The organism is Prosthecomicrobium sp. N25 (assembly GCF_037203705.1).
In the GTDB taxonomy this organism is placed as follows: domain Bacteria; phylum Pseudomonadota; class Alphaproteobacteria; order Rhizobiales; family Ancalomicrobiaceae; genus Prosthecodimorpha.
Genome location: NZ_JBBCAT010000002.1, coordinates 638,656 through 660,039 on the forward strand (window position 1 = coordinate 638,656; position 21,384 = coordinate 660,039).

21 protein-coding genes are annotated in these 21,384 nt (G+C 71.3%); 10 read left to right on the plus strand and 11 right to left on the minus strand.

The genetic code is table 11. The features are described from left to right. Position 1 precedes the first annotated feature (1 nt). From WBG79_RS17815 to WBG79_RS17850, 8 genes are all read right to left on the minus strand, one after another. A complete protein-coding gene (locus WBG79_RS17815) occupies positions 2 to 868 on the minus strand; it encodes an ABC transporter permease (protein WP_337358529.1) in 867 nt (288 codons plus the stop codon). Beyond that, on the minus strand, positions 868 to 1,872 hold the full coding sequence (locus WBG79_RS17820; protein WP_337358530.1) for an ABC transporter permease: 1,005 nt from the start codon (positions 1,870 to 1,872) through the stop codon (positions 868 to 870). Before WBG79_RS17820 ends, WBG79_RS17815 begins: the two co-directional genes overlap by 1 nt. 97 nt (positions 1,873 to 1,969) lie before the next feature. Next, entirely contained in the window at positions 1,970 to 3,871 is a 1,902-nt protein-coding gene (locus WBG79_RS17825; RefSeq protein ID WP_337358531.1) for an ABC transporter substrate-binding protein, read from the minus strand. 148 nt (positions 3,872 to 4,019) lie between these two features. Then, complete coding sequence (locus WBG79_RS17830) at positions 4,020 to 4,754, minus strand: aspartate/glutamate racemase family protein (RefSeq protein WP_337358532.1); 735 nt, start codon at positions 4,752 to 4,754, stop codon at positions 4,020 to 4,022. Positions 4,755 to 4,762: 8 nt separating this feature from the next. Then, positions 4,763 to 6,067, minus strand: a complete 1,305-nt coding sequence (locus WBG79_RS17835; RefSeq protein WP_337358533.1) for a TRAP transporter large permease — start codon at positions 6,065 to 6,067, stop codon at positions 4,763 to 4,765. Continuing rightward, positions 6,064 to 6,651 (minus strand): TRAP transporter small permease subunit, encoded by a 588-nt coding sequence (locus tag WBG79_RS17840; RefSeq protein ID WP_337358534.1) that lies wholly within the window; start codon positions 6,649 to 6,651, stop codon positions 6,064 to 6,066. The genes WBG79_RS17835 and WBG79_RS17840 overlap by 4 nt, the downstream gene beginning before the upstream one ends. Positions 6,652 to 6,739: 88 nt before the next feature. Further along, a complete protein-coding gene (locus WBG79_RS17845) occupies positions 6,740 to 7,786 on the minus strand; it encodes a TRAP transporter substrate-binding protein (RefSeq protein ID WP_337358535.1) in 1,047 nt (348 codons plus the stop codon). Positions 7,787 to 7,885: 99 nt separating this feature from the next. After that, positions 7,886 to 8,770: a polysaccharide deacetylase gene (locus WBG79_RS17850; protein WP_337358536.1), complete on the minus strand. Its 885-nt coding sequence runs from the start codon at positions 8,768 to 8,770 to the stop codon at positions 7,886 to 7,888. Between the two features lie 223 nt (positions 8,771 to 8,993). Between WBG79_RS17850 and WBG79_RS17855 the strand changes: the two genes are divergently transcribed. Then, positions 8,994 to 9,731, plus strand: a complete 738-nt coding sequence (locus WBG79_RS17855) for a GntR family transcriptional regulator (RefSeq protein ID WP_337358537.1) — start codon at positions 8,994 to 8,996, stop codon at positions 9,729 to 9,731. A 37-nt stretch (positions 9,732 to 9,768) separates the two neighbouring features. On the opposite strand, the gene WBG79_RS17860 is transcribed toward WBG79_RS17855, so the two are convergent. Beyond that, a complete protein-coding gene (locus tag WBG79_RS17860) occupies positions 9,769 to 10,482 on the minus strand; it encodes a maleate cis-trans isomerase family protein (RefSeq protein WP_337358538.1) in 714 nt (237 codons plus the stop codon). Between the two features lie 62 nt (positions 10,483 to 10,544). Next, complete coding sequence (locus WBG79_RS17865; RefSeq protein ID WP_337358539.1) at positions 10,545 to 11,996, minus strand: amidase; 1,452 nt, start codon at positions 11,994 to 11,996, stop codon at positions 10,545 to 10,547. Positions 11,997 to 12,149: 153 nt separating this feature from the next. Between WBG79_RS17865 and WBG79_RS17870 the strand changes: the two genes are divergently transcribed. The 4 genes from WBG79_RS17870 to WBG79_RS17885 all read left to right on the plus strand — a co-directional run bounded on the left by WBG79_RS17870 (position 12,150) and on the right by WBG79_RS17885 (position 16,081). Continuing rightward, a complete protein-coding gene (locus WBG79_RS17870) occupies positions 12,150 to 13,247 on the plus strand; it encodes an ABC transporter ATP-binding protein (protein ID WP_337358540.1) in 1,098 nt (365 codons plus the stop codon). Positions 13,248 to 13,273: 26 nt separating this feature from the next. Then, a complete protein-coding gene (locus WBG79_RS17875; protein ID WP_337358541.1) occupies positions 13,274 to 14,320 on the plus strand; it encodes an ABC transporter substrate-binding protein in 1,047 nt (348 codons plus the stop codon). Positions 14,321 to 14,420: 100 nt separating this feature from the next. After that, the gene (locus WBG79_RS17880; protein ID WP_337358542.1) at positions 14,421 to 15,266 is read left to right on the plus strand and encodes an ABC transporter permease; all 846 of its coding nucleotides are present in this window, start codon (positions 14,421 to 14,423) and stop codon (positions 15,264 to 15,266) included. A gap of 11 nt (positions 15,267 to 15,277) precedes the next feature. Then, positions 15,278 to 16,081, plus strand: a complete 804-nt coding sequence (locus tag WBG79_RS17885) for an ABC transporter permease (protein WP_337358543.1) — start codon at positions 15,278 to 15,280, stop codon at positions 16,079 to 16,081. 10 nt (positions 16,082 to 16,091) lie between these two features. On the opposite strand, the gene WBG79_RS17890 is transcribed toward WBG79_RS17885, so the two are convergent. Next, positions 16,092 to 16,451, minus strand: a complete 360-nt coding sequence (locus tag WBG79_RS17890; protein ID WP_337358544.1) for a hydroxyisourate hydrolase — start codon at positions 16,449 to 16,451, stop codon at positions 16,092 to 16,094. 53 nt (positions 16,452 to 16,504) lie between these two features. Between WBG79_RS17890 and WBG79_RS17895 the strand changes: the two genes are divergently transcribed. The 5 genes from WBG79_RS17895 (at position 16,505) to WBG79_RS17915 (ending at position 21,382) form a co-directional block, all read left to right on the plus strand. Next, entirely contained in the window at positions 16,505 to 17,698 is a 1,194-nt protein-coding gene (locus tag WBG79_RS17895; protein ID WP_337358545.1) for an MFS transporter, read from the plus strand. Next, the gene (locus WBG79_RS17900; protein ID WP_337358546.1) at positions 17,698 to 19,080 is read left to right on the plus strand and encodes an amidase; all 1,383 of its coding nucleotides are present in this window, start codon (positions 17,698 to 17,700) and stop codon (positions 19,078 to 19,080) included. Before WBG79_RS17895 ends, WBG79_RS17900 begins: the two co-directional genes overlap by 1 nt. Beyond that, positions 19,077 to 19,832 carry a GntR family transcriptional regulator gene (locus WBG79_RS17905; protein ID WP_337358547.1) on the plus strand — a complete coding sequence of 252 codons (756 nt, stop codon included), beginning with the start codon at positions 19,077 to 19,079 and terminating at the stop codon, positions 19,830 to 19,832. The genes WBG79_RS17900 and WBG79_RS17905 overlap by 4 nt, the downstream gene beginning before the upstream one ends. Before the next feature lie 126 nt (positions 19,833 to 19,958). Then, positions 19,959 to 20,195 (plus strand): hypothetical protein, encoded by a 237-nt coding sequence (locus tag WBG79_RS27650; RefSeq protein WP_443147479.1) that lies wholly within the window; start codon positions 19,959 to 19,961, stop codon positions 20,193 to 20,195. Beyond that, a complete protein-coding gene (locus WBG79_RS17915) occupies positions 20,192 to 21,382 on the plus strand; it encodes an FAD-dependent oxidoreductase (RefSeq protein WP_337358548.1) in 1,191 nt (396 codons plus the stop codon). Before WBG79_RS27650 ends, WBG79_RS17915 begins: the two co-directional genes overlap by 4 nt. Positions 21,383 to 21,384 lie beyond the last annotated feature (2 nt).

Genomic DNA, 21,384 nt, shown 5'->3' on the forward strand with positions numbered 1-21,384 from the left:
CTCACCCGCCCCCTCCCCCGACCCGGGCCAGTCGGCTGCGCGGGTCGATGTACTCGTTCATCGAGACGGCGAGCAGGAACAGGCCCACGAAGGCCATCACGATGGCGACGACCGGGAAGGCGAACCACCACCAGATGCCGGCCACCATGGCGGTGTGCTGGTTGGCCCAGTAGATCATCCCGCCGATGGTGGGGGTCTCGATGTCGGTGAAGCCCAGCACCGAGAGGGTCACCTCCAGGCCGATCGACCAGTTCATGTTGTTCATGGTCGTCGAGAAGACGATCGGCATGACGTAGGGCAGGTGCTCGCCGACCAGAATCTCGCGGGTGGACATGCCGGAGAAGATGCTGGTCTGGGTGAACTCGCGGCCCTTCAGGCTCATCGCCACGGAGCGGATCAGGCGGGCGTCGTAGGACCAGCCGAGGCACGCCATGATGAGGGCGAGCAGCCCCCAGCTCATCGTGTCGCGCAGCACGAAGTAGAACAGGACCAGCACGGGGAAGAGCGGGATGACGATGAAGCTGTCGTTGACCGACATCAGCACCCGGTCGGCAAGGCCGCCCTTGTAGCCGGCGAGGAGGCCGATCACGAGCGACAGGATCCGGCTCAGGATCGCCACCGTGAAGCCGAACAGGAGCGTGTTGCGCAGCGCGAAGGTGAGTTGCCAGAAGACGTCCTGGCCGCGGGAGTTGGTGCCGAACCAGTTGGTCGCGTTGGGCGGCACGTCGGGCGCCACCACGTAGGTGTCGATCGGCGAATAGGGCGAGACGAAGCTCAGCGCCGACAGCGCGACCACGATCCCCGTCAGCAGGACGCCGATGCGGAACTCGATGTTGTAGCGCAGGAGGTCGCGGAGGACGGCGCCCATCAGCTCACCTGCACGCGCGGATCGAGGAGAGGATAGACGAGGTCGATGACGAGCACGCCGACCGAGACGCCGAGGATCGACACGGTCGTGACCCCGAGCACCAGGCCGTAGTCGCCGGCATAGACCGCGTCGACCAGCAGCGTGCCGAGCCCCGGGTAGCCGAAGACCTTCTCGGTGATGATGGCGCCGTTGAAGATGCCGCCGAGCGACATGGCGAGGCCCGTCACCTGCGGCAGGAGCGCGTTGCGCATCACGTAGGAGCCGAGGATGCGCGAGCGGTCGACGCCGGCGAGCTCCGCGTAGACGACGTAGTCCTCGGTGACCACGTTGGAGACCAGCGAGCGCATGCCGAGGAACCAGCTGCCGAGCCCGATCATGATCAGGGAGAGGGCCGGCAGGATCGAGTGGGTGAGCACGCTCGCGACGTAGTCGAGGGTCCAGCCCTGCGCCAGGTTCATCTGCGAGCCGCCGCTGATGGGCAGGATCGGCCAGACGAAGCCGAAGATGATCAGGAGCAGCAGCGCGACGATGTAGTAGGGGATCGGGTGCAGCGTCATCGCGACCACGCCCATCGCCTTCAGGACGCGGTTCTTCTGGTAGTAGCCGGCGAGGCCGCCGAGCAGGTTGCCGAGCGCCCAGGTGATCACGGTGGCGGTGACGAGCAGGCCGATCGTCCAGGGCATGGCCCGGGCGATCAGGGTGCCGACCGGCGTCGGGAAGGCGGAGAGGGAGGGCCCGAAGTCGCCGACCAGGATGCGCGACCAGAAGCGGCTGTACTGCTCCCACCCGCTGCCCTCGAGCCCGTAGAGCTCGCGCAGCGACTTGCGCATCTCGGCGATCGCCTCCGGGGCCGTGTTGCCGAACGACGTGACGGCCGAGATGGACTGTTCGACGGGATCGATCGGGGTCGCGTGGGTGATCACGTAGGCGAGGTTGATGCCGACGAAGACAACCAGCACGAACTGGCCGAGCCGCTTGCCGACATAGGCGAGGTAGCCGGACATGGGGGATCCCGATTTCTGGCGTCCGGGGAGACGCGGGGGGCTCCGAGGGGCTCCGACCGCCGGAGCCCCTCGCGTCAGGCGCCCGCCGCGCCGGGCGTCACTTGGCCGGCTTCAGCTTGACCAGCATGTAGCGGGAGTTGCCCCAGTTGGTGACCGGGTTGGCGTAGGGGTTCTCGGCGGTCGGGAAGCCGGTCCAGTAGGTGTGGTCCATGGCCGTGAAGACGTTGTAGGCCATGAGCGGGATGATCGGCATCTCGCGGGTGACCAGCTTCACGTACTCCTTGCCGAGCTCGATCCCCTTCGGATCGTCGAAGCCGATGGTGCGGATCTGCTCGATGATCTTGTCGAGGTCCGGGTGCGACCAGCGCTGCCAGTTGCGCAAGGGCTGGGGCTTGCCGGGCTCGGCGACGAACTGGGAGTGCCAGCTGTCCATGAAGTAGCTGAGGTCCTGGTGGCCGCCCCAGGTCTCCACGGACCAGCCGATGAAGGTGTCGAAGTCGCCGGCGCCGCGGCGGGTGAGGAGCGTGCCTTGGGCGACGTCCACCTTGGCGTCGATGCCGGCCTGGCGCCATTGCTGGACGATCATCGAGCCGGCGCGGGTCATGACCGGGCGCAGGTCGCCCTCGACCATCACGCGGATGGTGAAGGGCTGGCCGTCCGGCCGGTACCACTGGTTGGAGCGCTTGGTGTAGCCGGCGCGCTCGAGGAGTTCCTGGGCGGCCTGCTGGTCGGTCTTCCACCAGCCGCGGCCGAAGGCCTTGGCGATCTCGGCCGGGTCGGTCGGGATGACCTCGCCCATGCTCGGGCGGAGCATGTCGGCGATCTGCTTGCCGACCGTCGGGTCGTAGGGCTTGATCTTGCGCTTGCCGGTGTCGAGCTCGAAGTCCTTGAGCCAGGCCTCCATGGGGGCGTGGTAGGTCTCCGGGTGGCCGCCGGTCGGCGGTACGCCGATCGCCGAGATCGTGGCGGCGCCGCGGTAGGACGCCATGGCGACGCCCTTGACGTCGATCATCAGGGCGAGGGCCCAGCGCACGTCGCGGTTCTTGAAGTTGTCGTTCTGGGTGTTGAAGACCAGCGCCGGCAGGGTCGGGTCCGGGTGGCCGAAGGGGAAGCCCTTGAACCAGGCGCGGGTCGACGGGCTCTGCTTGGCGAGGGTGAACATGCCCTCCGGGGCGATGTCGTGGATGACGTCGAGCTCGTGGTTGAGCTGCGCGATGACGCGCTTGTCCGGCGGGCCGGGATCCACATAGGCGAGGTACTTCGGGCCGGGCTTGCCGTAGCGCCCGAGGCTCGTGCGCTGCCAGTCCTCGCGGGCCTGCCAGATGTACCACTTGCCGTCCGGATCGAAGCTCTTCAGCGTGTAGGCGCTGAGGGAGACCGGGGGGTTGAAGTCGAACTTGAGCGGGTCGGCGACCTTCTCGAAGACGTGCTTGGGCAGGATCCAGATCGCGCCCCAGCGGACCGTGAAGTTGGTGTGGAAGCGCGAGTTCGGCTTCTTCAGTTTGAAGATGACCGTCTCGGCGTCCGGGGTGATCACCTCGGCGACGTTGTTGGTGAGGACGGCCGAGAAGCGCATCCCCGGATTCTTGATCTGGATGTCGACGGTCGCCTTCACGTCCGCGGAGGTGAACTCGACGCCGTCGCTCCAGAAGATGCCCTTCCGGAGCTTCACGGTCATCTCGGTGAAGTCGGCGTTGTAGACCGGCTTGTCGGTCGCCAGGGAATTGTCCCAGACGCCGTCGATGCCCTTCTCCGGGTCGATGTACCAGAGCGTATCGAGTGCGGCCTGCTGCAATCCGTTGGATTGAGAGCCTGCATTGATCGCCCAGATGTTGAACCACCCGGCGTTCTTGATGGTCCCCTCAGGATTTTCCAGGATGAGCAGCTCGTTCCGTGGAATATCCCTGGGTATCCCCTGAGCTGCGGCGCGGTCGATTACGAGCGAAGAACCGGACGCAGCAAAGCATGCTGCCAGAAGCAGCGACCTGAAAGCCCTCATGATCTCCTCCCGACATCGAGCGTTGTATCGCTCGACCTTTCCACGAAGCGTAACGTGGCGGCCGGGGCGTGGCAACGGGGGAGCTGATCCGTATCCGCAGGTCGGGTTCAAAGCCGGTGCTGCCGGCGTCCCGGGCGTGCGTCGGCGTTCAGGAGAGAAGGCGCAGGATCGCCGGGTCTACTCCGGTCAGGCTGCGTCCGGCGACCGGGGCGTAGCTGCCGGTCTCGGGCTTGCGGTAGCGTGAGCGCACGAGGCCCTCGAGGAGGGGGAGGCCGGCGCGGATGCCGTCCAGCACGGGCACGGGGACGCGGTCCTCGATGCGTCGCGAGGCGCCGGCCATGACGGCGCCGAGCAGGATCACCGCCTCGGCGCCCTGGACGACCAGCCCGGCGGCGGCGGCGACCAGGTCGGCGTCGAGCGCGGTGGTGTCGCCCGGGCTGTACGGGGCGGTGGTCTCCAGGACCGTCCAGGCGGCGATGCGGGACTCCAGGCCGTAGCGGCGGACGCGCTCCGCGTAGAGCGGCTGCACACGCGCGCCGAAGCAGACGAGGCCGATGCGGGCGCCGAGCGTGCAGGCGGTCAGGAGCGCGGCCTCGGTCATGCCGAGGACCGGGACCGGTAGCATCTCGCGCAGGGCCTCGAGGCCCGTGTCGTATGAGACGGCGATGAGCACGCCGTCCGTGCCTCCGGCATGGCGGGCGGCCAGCGTCACGGCGGCGTGCTCGCCGATGGCGCATTCGACGCGGCTCGCCATGACGGCGGCGCCGAAGTCGCCGGTGACGGGCAGGATCTCGGTGCCCGACGAGGCGACCCGGCGCGCTTCCGCAGCGGCGCGCTCGGTGACGAAGGCGGTCGTGTTGGCGTTGAGGACGAGGATCCGCAAGGCCGGCCTCACTTGTAGAACTGGTGGGGCAGCCAGAGCGCGAGGCCGGGCCAGAGGACGAGCAGGACGACCAGCAGGAGCATCATGACGAGATACGGGAGGGTGCCCTGGATCACGTCGGTGATGAGTCCCCGCCCGCGGATACCCTGGACGACATAGAGGTTCATGCCGACCGGCGGGGTGATGAGCGCGAGCTCGGCCATCACGACAAGGTAGATCCCGAACCAGACCGGATCGATGCCCATCTGCAGTGCGAGCGGGAAGACGATCGGGATCGTGCCGATGACCATGGCGAGCGCGTCGAGGAAGCATCCGAGGATCAGGTAGAAGACTGTGAGGATGATCAGGAAGACCGTCTGGTTCGCCCCCAGGCTGCGGATCCCCGCGGCGAGCGCCTGCGGCACGCCCATGACGCCGAGCACGAAGTTCAGGTAGAAGGCTGCCGCCGCGATCAGCATGATCATGGCTGTCACCGAGACGGTCGACACGAAGCACTCGTGCAGCATGCGCAGGTTGACCCTGCCGACCGAGGCGGCGAGCGCGAGCGAGGCGATGACGCCCACTGCCGCGGATTCCGTCGGGGTCGCCCAGCCGAGGTAGATGGAGCCCATCACCAGGACGAAGATGACGAGCGGCGGCAGGAGGTCCTTCAGCCGGGCGATCTTCTCGGACAGCGGCGCAGGCGGCGGCTTCGCGCCGGCGAGGGCGGGCCGGACGAGGCAGAGCACGACCGTGACGATCATGAAGAGGCCGGTCAGGACGAGGCCGGGGACGACGCCTGCGGCGTAGAGCTGGCCGACCGAGGTGTTGGTCATGGCCCCATAGATGATCATGTTGATCGAGGGCGGGATCAGGATGCCGAGCGTCGCGCCGGCCGCGACCGTGCCGAGAACGAGCCGGTCGTCGTAGCCGCGGTCGCGGAAGGCGGGCAGCGCCACGGTGCCGATGGTGGCGGCGGTCGCCACCGACGAGCCGGAGACGGCCGCGAACATGGCGGAGGCGCCGATGTTGGTGTGCAGCAGGCCGCCCGGAAGGGGCGAGAGCCAGTCGCCGAGCGCCCGGTACATGCGGTCGGTGAAGCCGGCGCGGACCAGGATCTCGCCGAGGAGCACGAACAACGGGATGGCGACCAGCACGAAGTTGTTGGTGGCGCCCCAGAACTGGTTGCCGAAGGCCAGGAGGGCGGGCGTGCCCAGATAGAAGATCGCCCCGAGTGCGCCGATCGCGAACATCACGAAGGCGATGTGGAGGCCGATCGCCATCAGGCCGATCATGAGGAAGAAGCCGACGAGGGCTCCGAAGGCTCCGATCATGGGGTTCCCTCCCGCTGGCGCCGCGCATCGAGTTCGGCCTCGACCTCCTCGTCGACGGTGGCGGGACCGTAGATCTTGTTGAGGAGGCCGGGGTTCCTGGCGAACAGGACGGCCGCATGGACCGCATAGGCGGCGGCGAACACCGCCATCAGGAAGAGCCCGAAGACCCAGGCGCCCTGCGGGTAAACGAGCGGGGTCTGCAGGGGGCCGTCCGAGACACTCATGAAGAGACGGCTTTCGCGCCAGACCGACACGGATTGCCAGAAGGCGAAGCCGGCAAAGACCGCGAAGGTGAGCATGGCGGCGAGATTCAGGATCGCCTGCCAGCGGGGCGACATGCGCAGGAGGAAGACGTCGATGCGCGTATGGCCGCGGTGGGCGAGCGTGTAGCAGGCTCCGACCGCCGCCGCGATGGCCAGCATGAAGCCGCCGAAATCGTCGACGCCCTGGAGCGAGAAGGCGAAGAACTTGCGGCCGATCACCTCCACCCCGATGGCGAAGGAGAGGATCAGGATGCCGTAGCCGCACAGGACCGCGGCGAGCCGCGCGACGGGCTGGACGACGCGGTTGAGGGGATTGTCCATCGGCTGCCTCGCGGGGCGCGGGAGGTGGGGACCCCGGGATCGGGGCCGGGCCCCCGGCTCGGAGGAGCCGGGGCGGCAGGGTCGCCGGTCAGTCGATCTTGAAGCCGCGCGCCGTGCCGACCGTCTTGTTCCAGACGTCCGTGCAGGCCGGATCGACGCGGTTGCAGCTCTCCTTCCAGATCGGCAGGACGACCTTGGTGACGGCCTCGTCGAGCTTCTTCTGGTCCGCGGGGGAGACATCGACCAGCGTCATCGAGGCCTTGGTGCCCTCCTTGCAGGGTTCCTTGCCGATGTTGCAGTTCATGGCGTCGTCGTTGGCGGTGACGGCCAGCGCCCACATCTGGTCCTCCATCCGCTTGAACTCGGCGGCGATCTTCGCCTGCTCGGCGGGCGAGAACTTCTTCCAGTAGTCCAGGTTCATGAAGTGGCCCTGGACCGAGCCGGAGACCGAGAGCGGCAGGAAGTGGGTGGTCACCTCGGGCCACTTGCCGGAGTTGCCGGAGGTCGGCGAGGTCACGCCGCAGTTGGCGACGCCGCGCTGCAGGGCCGGATAGACTTCGGAGAACTGGAGGGTCACCGGGGTGGCGCCGAGATTCTGGATCAGGGCCGCCATGGAGGGCGTGAAGGAACGGATCTTGAGGCCCTTCATGTCGTCGAGCGACTTGATCGGCGCGTTGCAGTAGAAGACCTGCGGGCCGAAGGGCCAGAGGGTCATGACCTTGGCGTTGAACTTCTCCTGCAGGCGCTTGTCGAAGGCATCCCGGTAGGCGTCGACCGCCTTCCGGAGGTCGGCCATGTTGGTGGAAACGCCGATCAGGTCGAGCCCCTCGAAGAAGGGGTCGTCGCGCGAGGCCATGCCGATCTGCACCGACATGACGTCGAAGGCGCCCGTGCGCAGCAGGCGCAGCGCGTCCTGGGCCTTCACGCCGACGACGTCCATGGGGTTGTAGTTCATCTCCAGCTTCAGGCCGGTGGCCCCGGGCAGGCCGGTGAAGAAGGGCTTCTCGATGTTGTCGACGTGTTTGGAGTTGGACGAGAAGTTGCCGGCGATGCGCATTCCGGCGGGCGTCTCCTGGGCGGCGGCGGGTCCTGCGGCCAAGAGGCCGACGGCGAGGGCAACGAGAATCCTGGTCATGGGGCGTGGCTCCGGGCAGCGGGAGGCCGGACATGTTCCGGCGGGTTGGACGGACGGGCATGCAATGGCGGGGCCAGACGGCCGGCCCCGGGGCGAGGGTCAGGGCGCGAGGCTCGGGTCCTCCTCGATGACGGCGGCGATCTCGCCCGGGGTGGCCATCCAGACGGCGTCGCCGGCGGCGGCGATGTGTTCGAGTGCGCGGGTGAGCGCGCGCAGCCGGAAGGGCTGTCCGGAGATGAAGGAATGGACCACGACGCTCATCACGAGCGGTTGCCGCGCGGCGGCGCGGCGCATCTCGTCGAAGCCGTCGACGATCATGCGGGCGAACTCCTCCGCGCCGGCGTAGCGGCCGATCATGGTGGAGCTGTCGTTGAGCTCCAGGGCATAAGGTAAGGCCAGGATCCGACCCTCCCCCGCGTCGAGCCAGACCGGTCGGTCGTCGAGATGGAGATCGAGCAAATAGCGATAGCCCTGCCGATGCAGGGATCGCAGCGTCGTCGCGCTGTGGGCGAGCCACATGCTCGACCAGCCGCCCGGGCGGCGGCCTTCCTCGGCTTCGATGCGCGCCGCGACCGCGCCGACATAGGCCTCCTCGGCCTCCGGCGAGAGGGTCGCCAGCGTGTCGGAGTTGGTGAGCCCGTGGCCGACGATCTCGGCGCCGGCAGCGCGGGCGTGGGCGATCAGTTCCGGGGCGCTGTCGTAGACGTCGGTGTTGAGCAGGACCGCGGGGCGGATCCCGAACTCGGCCATGCGGTCGATCAGCCGGAAGGCGCCGACCCGGTTGCCGTAGTCGCGCCAGGAGCGGTTCACCCAGTCGGGGCGCGAGGCGCCGGCAATGAGGTTCTCGGAGAGGCCGTCGTCGGGCCGGTATTCCTCGATGCCGAGGCAGACGAAGAGCGCCAGCCTTGCGCCGTTCGGCCAGCGGAAATCCCGGTAGCGCGTGATCGGCACATAGCGGTAGCGGTCGTTCGGCGGCGCGGCCACGCGGGCCCCCTGGCGGAAGAGAAGCGGAGGCGAGGAGCCGTCGCGCCTCGCCGTTTCACTTCAACAATCAAGCACGGGATTGTCGACAATCGAGGATTACTTTGCAGGCACCCGGCAGGGCAATTGCCCGAATTGCAGGCTGGTCGCCGGCGGGGCTGGCCGGACTGTTGACAGACGTCGCCGCCGCCGCCACCCCATGGTCGTTCCGTATCGGATGACGACCATGCCGAAGCCGCCGCCCGTCGCCGACCTGCCGAGCCCCGCCCCGCCGCGCGAGGGGATGCCGGAGGACGGCATCTATGAGGAGATCCACCGGGCCATCGCCCGCCAGGACCTTCTGCCCGGCACGCGCCTCAGGGAGGGAGAACTCGGCGGCCTGTTCGGGGCCAGCCGGGCGCGCATCCGCAACGTGCTGGTCCGCCTCGCCTATGCGGGCGTGGTGACGCTGGAGCCCAACCGGGGCGCCTCGGTGCGCCGGCCGAGCCCCAAGGACGCGGCCGACAACTTCGTGGCGCGCCGGGCGATCGAGGAGGCGATCGTGCGGCTGGTGGCCGGCCGGCTCGGCAAGGCGGACCGGCGCCGGCTGGAGGCGAACATCGAGGCCGAGCGGCGGGCCCGCCAGGCGGGGGACGCGAAGGGCGTCCTGTGGCTGTCCGGCGAGTTCCACACCCTGCTGGCGGAGATTGCGGGCAATGCCATCCTGGCCGGCATCCTGCGCGACCTCGTCACCCGGGAGGCACTGGTGATCGCCACATACGAGCGGCCTGGAAAGCCCTGCTGCTCGCACGAGGAGCATGCCGGCATCCTCGCAGCGCTGGCGGCCGGCGACCCGGATCCCGCGGTCCGGCTGATGCTGGAGCACCTCGGCGCCGTGGAGGACCGGCTGCATGTCGCCGAGCCTGTGCCGGAGCCGGACCTCGGCCGCATCTTCGCCGGCATGGCGGGGGCCCGCTCCCGCTGAGTGGACCGGCCCTGGGCCGTCCTCGCCGCCGGCCGCCTCAGGCCAGCAGCCGGCCCCAGCGCGCATCGCCCAGCCCCCCACGTCCCGCCGCGGCGAGCGCGCCGTGGAGGGCCACCGCGACCGAATCCAGCACGGGGACGCCGTGCTCGGCCTCCCAGCGGGCCACGTGGGGGCCGCCGGCCACGTTGGTGCAGAGGATCACGACGGCATCCGGGCGCCCCGCCACCGCGGCTGCGACCTGGCGGTCGAGCGTCGCGGCGTCCACAGTGCCGAAGGAGAAGTTGTCCGCGATGCCGAGGTGGCTCTCGGCGGCGACGCGAACGCCCTCGCGGCCGTAGACCTCGGCGACGCGGGCCTGGACGTCGCCCGTGTAGGGCGTCACGAGCCCGATCGAGCCGATGCCGTGGCGGGCGAAGAGGTCGAAGAGCGACAGGACGCAGGTGGTCGTGCGGGCGCCGGTCCGGTCGGAGATCCGGGTCGCGAGCGCGCGGTCCCGGTCGAGGCCGAGCCAGCTGGCGCTGGTGCCGTTCCAGGTGACGACGTCGACCTTGGCGTGGCCGAGGAGGTCGGCGGCGGCCAGCATCGGTTCGTCGTCGAACTGCCCGAGCGCCGCCCGGCCGAGGGCGATCTCCGTCACCCTGAACCGTGAGAAGTGCGCGGTCACGTCGGGCATGCCGGCCAGCATGGCGGCCGTCACCGGTTCCAGGACGGTGTTGGAGGAGGGGGTCAGCATGCCGAGTCGCAGGGTCATGGCGGGGGGCTCACGTCGGTCGGGTGAAGGGGGAGGGAGGGCCGGATAGGGCATTCCTCTCGTCAGGGATGGTCGCATGCCTCGCCGTCGGGGGGCAGGTCCTGCACGGGCGGGGGGCGCCAGGCGAAGCCGGCTTCGCGTTCGAGCCGGCGCGCGACGGCGATCAGGGCCTCCTCGCCGCCGGGTGGTCCGATCAGCTGCAGGCCGAAGGGGAGCGGGTGCGCCCGCCGCGGGGCCGGTAGGGTCACGACCGGGAAGCCGACCAGGGAGACCACGAAGGTCACGGTCAGGTAGTCCAGGATGTCGGGCAGGGGGGTCCCGTCGATGGCGAGGACCTCCCCGTCCGCGCTGGGCCAGGGCATGACCGCCGCCGAGGGCGCGATCAGGACGTCGACCTCCCGGAAGAAGGCGCAGAAGCGGCGCCAGAGCGCCGCGCGGGTCGCCTCCGCGGCCAGATAGTCCTGCGCCGAGAGGCTTCGCCCGGCCTCGACGTTCCAGCGCACGGTGGGGCTCAGGCGGTCGCTGTGGCGGTCGGCGAGGGGGCCGTAGGTCCGGGCGACCTGGGCGGCGCGCAGGACCCGGAAGGCCTGCCCGGCGCCCGCGCAGTCCGGCGTCGAGCGGGGGATCGGGCCGAGGACGGGCTCGGCGGCCGCGACGGCCTCGTCGAACCGGTCGCGGACCTCACGCGCCATCGTGGCGATCCCGAAATCCGCCGTGGCGGCCACCCGCGGGAAGGCGGCCGGGGGCGGGCCTGGGGCTCGGGCGCCGGCCGACAAGGGGTCGAGGGGGTCGTCGGACGCCATGGCGCGCAGCAGCAGTGCCGCATCGTCGACGGTGCGCGCCAGGGCGCCGTGCGTGGCGAGCCCCGTCCAGGCCAGATCGCGCGCCGCATCGCCGACGAGGCCGGGGGTCGGCCGGATCGACACCACGCAGCAGAAGCCGGCAGGGGTGCGGACCGAGCCGCCGAAGTCGGTGCCGTGGGCGAGCGCCGCCATTCCGGATGCGACCGCGACGGCCGATCCGCCCGACGAACCGCCCGAGGTGAGCCGGAGGTCGTAGGGGTTCGCGGTCGGGCCCCGGAGGGCGTTGGTGCAGACCGCGCCGAAGCCGAATTCCGGCGTGTTGGTCTTGCCGATGACGACCGCGCCGGCGCGCCGGAGCCGGGCGACCACGGGGTCGTCGGCCTCGGGCACGCGTTCGGCGTCGAGGAGCGAGCCCCGGGTGGTGCGCAGGCCGGCGGTGTCGGTCAGGTCCTTGACGGCGACGGGCAGGCCGTGGAGCGGGCCGACCGGATGCGCGGCGCGGTCGAGCGCGCGGGCCGCCGCGCGGGCGCCGTCGCGATCGAGCGTGAGGAAGGCCAGGAGCGCGGGCTCGAGACGATCGATCCGGGCGAGATGCCGGTCCAGCACGGCCTCGGCGGAGACGCGTCGCGCCGCCAGGTCCTCCGCCAAGGCGGTCGCGTCCGGGACCGGATCGGTCGCGGGGCCGGACGACGCGCGGGCGCTGCTTCTCACGTCATTCGCCTCCTTCCGCTGCCCAAGACTCGGGCAAGGATCCATCCGTGATCGGCTCAGTGCCGGTCAAGTTCCTGAAAATCATGACCGAACCCGCAATCGGCATGCCCATTGCAAGGCTGTGGGCTGCAAGACCGATGCCGGACGGACGCGATGACCGGGGTGATCACGGGTGAAGGCGGACGATCGCTGGTGGTGGATGCGGTGACGCATCGCTACGGCTCCAGCGTGGCCGTCGAAAGCATCAACCTGGACATCAGGGCCGGCGAGCTCGTCGCGCTGCTCGGTCCGTCGGGTTGCGGCAAGACCACGCTTCTCAGGATCGTGGCCGGCTTCATCCGCCAGACCGAGGGGCGGATCGTGCTCGGCGACGAGGTCGTCGACGACCTGCCGCCGAACCGCCGGCGGATCGGCATCGTGTTCCAGAACTACGCGCTGTTTCCGCACATGACGGTCGGCGAGAACGTCGCGTACGGGCCGGCCGCGCAGGGGGTGCCCCGGGACGAGCGGGTCGCGGAGGCGCGGCGCGTGCTCGATCTCGTCAGGCTCGGGCACCTCGCCGACCGCTACCCGCGCCAGCTGTCCGGCGGACAGCAGCAGCGCGTGGCGCTGGCCCGCGCCCTGGCGATCCGCCCGCGCATCCTCCTGCTGGACGAGCCCTTCGCGGCGCTCGACAAGAACCTGCGTCTCGACATGCAGATCGAGATCAAGCGCCTGCAGCGCCTGTCGGGCGTGACCACCGTGATGGTGACGCACGACCAGGAGGAGGCCTTGTCGATGGCCGACCGGGTCGCGGTCCTGTCGCAGGGCCGGCTGGAGCAGTTCGCCCCGCCGATCGCGGTCTACGACCGGCCGCAGAGCCTGTTCGTCAACACCTTCGTGGGCTCCGCCAACGTGCTGCCCGGCGCTGTGGTGGCGGGCGACGGGACGGCCGCGAGGGTGGCGCTCGACGTCGGCACCGAGATCGTGGCCCGCGTGCCGGGCGGCCGCCTCGAGGCCGGCCAGCGCTGCGTCGTCTGCATCCGGCCGGAACACCTCGCCCTCGGCGACGATCCCGCAGGCTTCGCGGCCGTCGTCGAGATGGGCCTGCCGCTCGGCGCCACCGTCGTCCACGAGGTCCGGGCCGCGACCGGCGCCGGCATCAAGGTCGCCGAACCGCGCAAGGCCTCGACCCTGCTTCGCGCCGGGGGAACCGCGGTCCGGGTCCTGCCGACCGCGCCGGACCTCGCCGCCGCCTATCCGCTCTCGTGAAACCGCCGTACCAGGAGTGTTCGATCATGGACTTCGATCGCCGTCAGTTGCTGAAGACCGCACTCGCGCTCGGGGCCATGCAGGCCTTCCCGGGCCTGACCATGGCGCAGGCGCGCCCGCTCGTCTTCGCCACCTTCACGGGCAGCTGGGAAGAGGCCCACAAGGCCGTCCTCGTGCCGGCCTACCGCAAGCTCTCGGGCGACGCCCCGATCGTGCTGGACCCGATGCTGTCGGTCGACCAGATCGCCAAGGTCAACGCCGCCAGGGCCAACCCGCCGATCGACGTCATGCTGCACGATCCCGGCCCGGCGCTGGTGGCGATCGGCCAGGACCTGGTCGAGCCCTATCCGGTCGCGCAGAGCGCGCACTACAAGGACCTGATCGCCGAGGCCCAGGTGGAGACCGGCCCGGCGCCGTTCTTCCAGGTGGTCGGGCTGACCTACAATCCGGAGGTCATCAAGACGCCGCCGACCTCCTGGGCCGATCTGTGGAAGCCGGAGTTCAAGGGCCGCGTGGGCATCACCAACATGAACTCGACCCTCGGCACCGGCTTCATGGTCGAGATCGCCAAGATGAACGGGGGCTCCGAGGCGAACATCGACCCGGCCTTCGAGGCGATCGGCAAGCTGAAGCCGAACCTCGCCGCGGTCGCCGCCAACCCGGGCGCGCTCGCGACCCTGTTCCAACAGGGCCAGATCGACATCTCGCCCGGCAACTTCAACGCCATCCAGATCCTCAAGGCGAACGGCGTGCCGGTGGAGTTCGTCGCCCCGAAGGAGGGCGCCATCGCGTTCAAGACGACGATCCACGTCGTCAAGAACTCGCCCAACAAGGACCTCGCCTTCAAGCTCATCGAGGCGGCGCTGTCTCCGGACGTGCAGGCGAAGCTGATGGCCGCGCCCTACCTGATCGTGCCGACCAACACCAAGGTCGCGATGGGGGGCGAGATCGCCAAGGTGCTCGCCAAGGACACCGACGAGCTGAAGAAGAAGTTCGTCTTCCAGGACTGGAAGAAGATCAACGAGCAGCGCTCCGCCTGGATCGAGCGGTTCAACCGCGACATCAAGCTCTGAGAGATCCGGCGCCCGGGCCTCGGCCCGGTGCCGCCCTCGAAAGGCAGCGCCGCCCCGCCGGCGGCGCGCCCCCGCACCGGCCCGCCAGGAAGCTCCGCCCATGTCGGACACGACCAGCCCGGACATCCGCCTCGCGCTGCCGCTCGGCGGCTTCCTGGCGGCCTTCTTCGTCGCCCCGCTGGCCGTGCTCCTGCTCCTCAGCCTGCAGGCCGATCCCAAGGGCTCGGCCTACGGGCTGACCCAGTACGCCGCCTTTCTCGGCGACGTGTTCAGCCTGAAGGTGCTCGGCTCGACCCTGCTGCTCGGGCTGGAGGTCACGGCGGCCTGCCTCGTGTTCGGCTATCCGGTGGCGCTCGCCTACACGCGGGTCGGGCCGCGGCTGAAGAGCCTGATCATCCTAATCGTGCTCCTGCCGCTCCTGACCTCCGTGGTCGTGCGCACCTTCGCGTGGATCGTGATCCTCGGCCGGCAGGGGATCGTGAACACCATGCTCCTGTCGCTCGGGCTCTCGGCGACGCCCGTGAAGCTGCTCTACACCGAGGGCGGGCTCGTGGCGGCGCTGGCCCAGGTGCAGATGCCGCTCATGATCCTGCCGCTGATCACCGCTATCGGCCGGATCGACCCCAATCTCGCGGACGCCTCGGCCTCGCTCGGCTCGGGGCGCTGGCGGACCTTCCTGAAGGTGACGCTGCCCCTGTCCCTGCCCGGCATCGTCGCCGGGTCGATGCTGACCTACGCGGCGGCGATCACGGCCTTCATCACCCAGAGCCTGGTCGGCGGCGGGCAGATGCTGTTCATGCCGATGTATCTGTACCAACAGGCTTCGACGCTGCAGAACTGGCCCTTCGCGGCCGCCATCTCGATCATCTTCCTGGCCGCGGTGCTGGCGGTGGTCTCGGTCATCAACCTGCTCGGCCGGCTTGCGCGCGGCCCGCACGACGCGTGAGGAGAGGGCCGATGCGGCGCGATTGGGAAGCCCTCTCGTTCGAAGTCGTCATGGGGGTCGTCGCCGTGCTGGCGCTCGTGCTGCTCGCGGCGCCGACCGTGGTGGTGATCGTGGTCTCCTTCACGAGCGGCTTCTCGCTGAAGTTTCCGCCGCCCGGCTATTCGCTGCGCTGGTACGGGGCCCTGCTCGACGCCTGGCAGCTCCACTTCGCGGCGATGAACAGCCTGAAGGTCGCGGCCTGGTCGACCGGCCTGTCGATTCTGCTGGGCGCCATGGCGGGCCTCGGCATCGCGCGCTCGAAGCGGCTCTCCGCCAAGGTGCTCGACAGCCTTTTCATGTCGCCGCTGGTGCTGCCGGCGCTGGCCTTCGGGCTGTCCGCGCTGATGTTCTTCTCGGCGCTCGGGCTGCCGGTCTCGCCGCTGACGCTGATCATCGGCCATACGGTCGTCTGCGTGCCCTACGTGGTGCGCAACACGGTGGCGGCGCTCGCGCAACTCGATCCGACGCTGCTCGAATGCTCGGCGAGCCTTGGGGCGAGCCGGTTCACCACCTTCCGCCGCATCACCCTGCCGCTGATCCGGCCGGGCATCCTCGCCGGCGGCTTCATCGCCTTCATGTCGTCCTTCGACAACGTGCCGGTCTCGCTGTTCCTGCGCGACGCGGCGACCGACATGCTGCCGATCCGCATGTGGCAGGATCTCGAGGGCAAGCTGGACGTGACGATCGCGGCCCTCTCGGGCGTGCTCATCGTGGCCACCGTCGCGCTCATCATGGTGATGGAGCGGCTGACGGGCCTGTCGCGGAGGCTCGCATGAGCCGGCCGGGTCAGACTCCGCGGAAGAGCTGGATTCCCCAGGGCGTGAACTTGAAGGGCAGGTGGTAGTGCTGCGCCGGGTCGGAGACGACGAATCGGAACGGGACCACGTCCAGGAACGCGGTTTCGCGGGGCCCGTAGCCGTTGGCCCTCAGCCAGGCGCCGAGCGCGAAGACGACCTCGTAGGGGCCGGCGACGATGCCCTCGCCGCGCGCGGTCGGATGGTCGAGCAGGCCGTTCGTCCCGAGTGCGCCGGCGGCGACGAGCCGGCGCTGCGGCGCCAGGGCCCAGAGCTCGACGCCGAGCCCGGCGGCGGCCACGCCCTTCGCGATGTCGACGCCATGGATGGAGATTCCGCCCGCCTCGGCCATGCCCAGCATCCCTGGTTGGCGCCCGGCGCAAGGGGTCCGGACCGCGTGGCGCCATGGTAGCGCCTCCGCGCCCGTCCGCCACGGAAACCTCGCCGCAGGCGGGGCTCGGGCCGGCGCTCGCCACCATGACGGCCGTGCAGGCCGTGATCTCGGCGGCGATCTTCGCGCCCGGCGTGATCGCGCCCCGGGTCGGGCTCGAGCCGGCGGCGCTGTCGCTGTTCTCCGGCCTCGTCTTCGCGACCGGGCTCCTGGCCGCGGGTCGGGCGGGGGCGCTCGTGTCCCGGATCGGGCCCATGCGCACGGCGGCGCTCGCCGCCGCGACCGCCGCCCTCGGCCTGATGGCCGCGGCGGCCGGGTCGGGACCGGCACTCGCCGTCGCGGCGGTCCTGCTCGGCCTCGCCTTCGGGCCGGAGACGCCGGCGAGCGCGGCGTTGCTCGGCCGCCTGGCGCGCCCGGCGGATCGGCCCTTCGTGTTCTCGGTCCGCCAGACCGGCAACCAGATCGGGGCGGCCGCGGGCTCGCTCCTCTTGCCGGCGCTGGTCGCCGCCTATGATCCCCGCCTCGGCTATGCGGCGGTCGCGGCGGCGGCGCTGGGGGTGGCGCTCGCCGCCGCGACGCTCGCCCGGCGCTACGACGCGGTCCGGCCGCCGGCCGGTGCCGCGACGATCCGGGCCGGCCTGGCGGAGGTCCTGGCCCAACGGCCGCTCGCCACGCTGGCGGTCGCGGCGGCGGCCTTCGGGGCGATGCAACTGGCGCTCAACACCGTGTTCGTGAGCCATGCGGTCCGCCTCGGCCACGACCACGTGGCGGCCGGCATCGCCATGGCGGCCGCGCAGGTCGCCGGGCTCGTCGGCCGGCTCGGCTGGGGCGCGGCGGTGGGGCGGCTCGGGTCGGCCCGCCGGATCGTGGCGGCGCTCGGCTTCGGCATGAGCCTGTCGGCGCTCGCGCTGGCCGCCTTCGGGCCGCAGTTCCCGTGGGGCGCGCTGGTCGCGCTCGCGATCGCGTTCGGCGCCACCGCCTCGGGCTGGAACGGCATCTTCGTCGCCGAGGTCGCCCGGCTCGCCGGACCGGACCGGGTTGCCGCCGTGACCGGCACCGTGCTCTCCATCGCGTATGCCGGCCTCCTGGTCGGGCCTGCCATCGTGGCCGGCACGGAGGCCCTCGGCGGCCTTCCGGCGAGCTTCGCCGCGCTCGGCGTCCTGGCCGCCGCCGGCGCCGTCCTTCTCATCTTCGGAGACGACCCGTGATGACCGACCCGCAAGACGCCGTCTCGATCGCCGCCGCCGTGCGCGCCGGACGCACCAGCGCCGCCGCGGTCGCCGAGGCCGCCATCGCCCGGATCGGGGCGGCAGCCGACCTCGTCGCGATCGTCGACTTCGACCCGGCCGAGGCCCGCGCGGCGGCGGCCGCGGTCGACCGCAGGCTGGCGGCCGGGGAGGACCTGCCTCTCGCGGGCGTCCCCGTCGCGATCAAGGACAACATCTGGGTCGGCGGGCGGCGGGTGACGCAAGGCTCCCGGCTCTACGAGGCCTTCGTGCCGCCGGCGGACGCGATCTCGGTGGAGCGGCTCCGGCGCGCGGGCGCGGTGGTGGTCGGCATGGCCAACACCTCCGAGTTCGCCTGCAAGGGGATGACCACCAACAAGGTCTACGGCACGACCCGGCACCCGATGGATCCGCGGCTCACGCCGGGCGGCTCGTCCGGAGGGCCCTCGACGGCCGTCGCGGCGGGGCTGGTGCCGGTCTCGCTCGGCACGGACGCGGGCGGGTCGAGCCGGCGGCCGCCGGCCCATGTCGGCGCGGTCGGCTTCAAGCCCTCCTACGGCGCGATCCCGCGCGGCCCCGGCTTCGCCAGCCCGTTCGGGGGCCTCTCCTGCCCGTCGCCGATCGCCCGCACGGTCGCGGACGTGGCGGCGATGTTCGCCGTCCTGCGCGGGCCGGACCCGCGCGATCCCGACAGCCTCGTCCTGTCCTTCGCCGAACCGCGCCCGCCGGAAGCGCTGCGGATCGCCTGGTCGCCGCGCTTCGGGCTCGACGCGGCGGTGGACGAGGAGGTCGCGGCGGGGGTCGAGCGGGCGGTCGCGGCGCTCGTCGGCGCGGGCCTGACGATCGACCGGCGGGATCCGGTCTGGCCCGAGGGCGCGACCGAGGCGGCGCTGATGCCGATCCAGCACGCCGGCCTCGCCGCCATTCACGGCGAGGCGTTCCGGAGGGACCCCGGCCTGTTCGATCCCGACGTCGCCGCCCAGATCGAGCGCGGCCTGGGGCTCGACGGCACCGCCGTGGCGCGGGCCCAGGGTCTGAGCCAGGACGTGATGCGATCGGTCGCCCGGTTCTTCGGGGCATGGGACGTGCTGATCGGCCCGACGGTGCCCTGCGTCGCCTGGCCGAACGACCGGCTCGGGCCCGAGCGGATCGGCGGCGTCGCGGTCGCGCCCCGGGCGCATGCGGTCTTCACGCCCCTGTTCAACCACGCCCGGGTGCCCGCGATCTCGGTTCCGGCCGGGCGCGGCCGCGATCGCCTGCCCTTCGGCCTCCAGATCGTGGGGCCGCGCGGGCACGACGACCGGGTCCTCGCCGTCGCGCGCGCCGCGGAGGCGATCCTGGCGGATGCGGGGCTCTGGCCGTGAGCCATACCGCCGCCCCGGACCGGCCGAGACGATCCCGTCCGGCGCCTTCGCTGGCCGATCAGGCCGTGGCGCGGCTCCGGGACATGATCGTCTACCTCGAACTCGCCCCCGGCGCGGTGCTGAGCGAGCCGTGGCTCGTCGAGACGCTCGGCGCGTCCCGGACACCGGTGCGCGAGGCGCTCAAGCTGCTCGCCGCGGACGGCCTCGTCCTGCTCCGGCGCAACCGCGCCGCCGTCGTGGCGCCGCTCGACGGCGAGCAACTGGCGCATCTCTTCGAAGTGGAGGCCGCGCTGGAGAGCTTCGCGGCCGGCCTCGCGGCGTCGCGCATGTCGGACGCCGAGATTGCGCGCCTCGCCAGGCTGCAGTCCGACATGGAGGCGCGGCACGCCCGGGGCGACCGGGTCGGCTACATCCGGCTCAACCAGAAGATCCATGCGCTGATCGTCGCCGGCGCGGCGAATCCCGCGCTCGCGGAGACGCATGCCCGGTTGATCAGCCGGTTGCAGCGCGCCCGCAACGTGGCGCTCACCTCGGTGGGCAGGGTCGAGGAATCGATTGAGGAGCACCGCCGCATCCTGCTCGCCCTGCAGGCCCGCGACGCGGAGCTGGCGCGGCGGCTGTTCGCGGCCCATGTCGGCAGGACCGGGGACCTGCTCGCCGCCCATTGTGCCGCCGCGAGGGTCCCGGCCCGCCGGGCGCGCGCGAAGACGGGTTCTTCGGAGACTGGAGGAAGGTCTGAACGGGATCGATGACCTGGCCGACAGGGGGGCTCCAGGTCGATCACGATCCGGTAGACGCGGCGCCGCGGACCGCCCTCGAAAGACGTTCGATTGCGTGAAAATGGGGCATCCTGGTATGCCGTTCCGGATGAATTCCGTATGCGATCCAGGCGAGCGGCGATGACGGGCGAGCGCAGATCCGAGGAACGGCGCGGGAACGCGGACCGGGCCGGGCGCGGCGCTGGTCGCCTCTCGGCCGATCCGGCCATCCTGGCGCTCGGCGTCGGGTTCCGGGCGGACGGGGCCTCGAAGGATAGCGGCGCCAACATCCGGGCCACGGGCGCCTTCACGGTGCACATCGTCTCGGACGCGGTCGGCCGGATGGGCGGGCCGTGACGTCCGGCGGGAGCGGCCCCGAGATCGTCCTCGTCGGGGGCGGGCATGCGCATGTGCAGGTGTTGCCGCGTCTCGCGGCGGCGGTGCGGGCCGGCCTGCGGCTCACACTGGTCAGCCGCGACCTGGAGACCGCCTATTCGGGGATGCTTCCCGGCCATGTGGCCGGCCTCTATCGCCGCGAGGACATCCACATCGACCTCGTCGGCCTCGCCGAGAGGACCGGCGCGCGGCTGGTGCATGCGGCCGCGATCGGGATCGACCGGACGGCGCGGCGGGTCCGGCTCGAAGGGTTGCCGTCGCTCGGCTACGATGTCCTGTCGCTCGACGTCGGCAGTGCGCCGGACCTGGGGGCCCTGCCGGGGGCGGCGGAGCATGCGGTGGCGGTCAAGCCGGTTGACGGCTTCCTGGCGGCCGTCGCGGCGCTGAGGGCCGCGGCGGCGGACGCTCCGCGCAAGGTCGTGGTGCTCGGGGGCGGGGCGGCCGGCGTGGAACTCGCGCTCGCGCTCGCGGCACGGCTGCGCGCCGACGCCCGGGCGGCGGGGCTGGACCCGGCACGGTCGCACGTCGAGATCCTCACCTCGGACGTGCTGGTGCCGACGCTCAACGCCGGCGTCCGGCGGCGCGTGGCGCGCGCGCTGGCGGCGGCGGGGGTCGCAGTCCGGACGGGCGAGCGTGCGGTGATGATCGAGGCGGGTGCCATCCTGCTCGCCTCGGGCCTGCGGATCGCAGCCGACGCCGTGGTGGTGGCGACCGGCGGGCGGGCGCCGTCCTGGCTTGCCGGGACCGGGCTGGACCTCGCCCCGGACGGCAGCGTCGCGGTCCGGCCGACACTGCAGAGCACGGCGGACGACCGCATCTTCGCGGCCGGCGACTGTGCCTTCATGGTCGAGACGCCGCGCGAGAAGGCGGGCGTCTTCGCCGTCCGGCAGGGGCTCGTGCTGGCCGACAACCTGCTGGCCGCCGCGCTCGGCCGGCCTCTCCACAACTTCGCGCCGCAGCGCCGCTTCCTCGTTCTCCTGGCCACCGGCGACGGCCGGGCGATCGGCGGGCGAGGGACCTGGCTCGCCGTCTCCGGCCGCTGGGTCTGGGCCTGGAAGGACCGGATCGACCGGGCCTTCATGGCGCGGTTCCAGGAGCCCCGGGGCTCCGAGCCGGTGGCGTCGTCGGCCGGGTCCTCCGGGATCTAGGC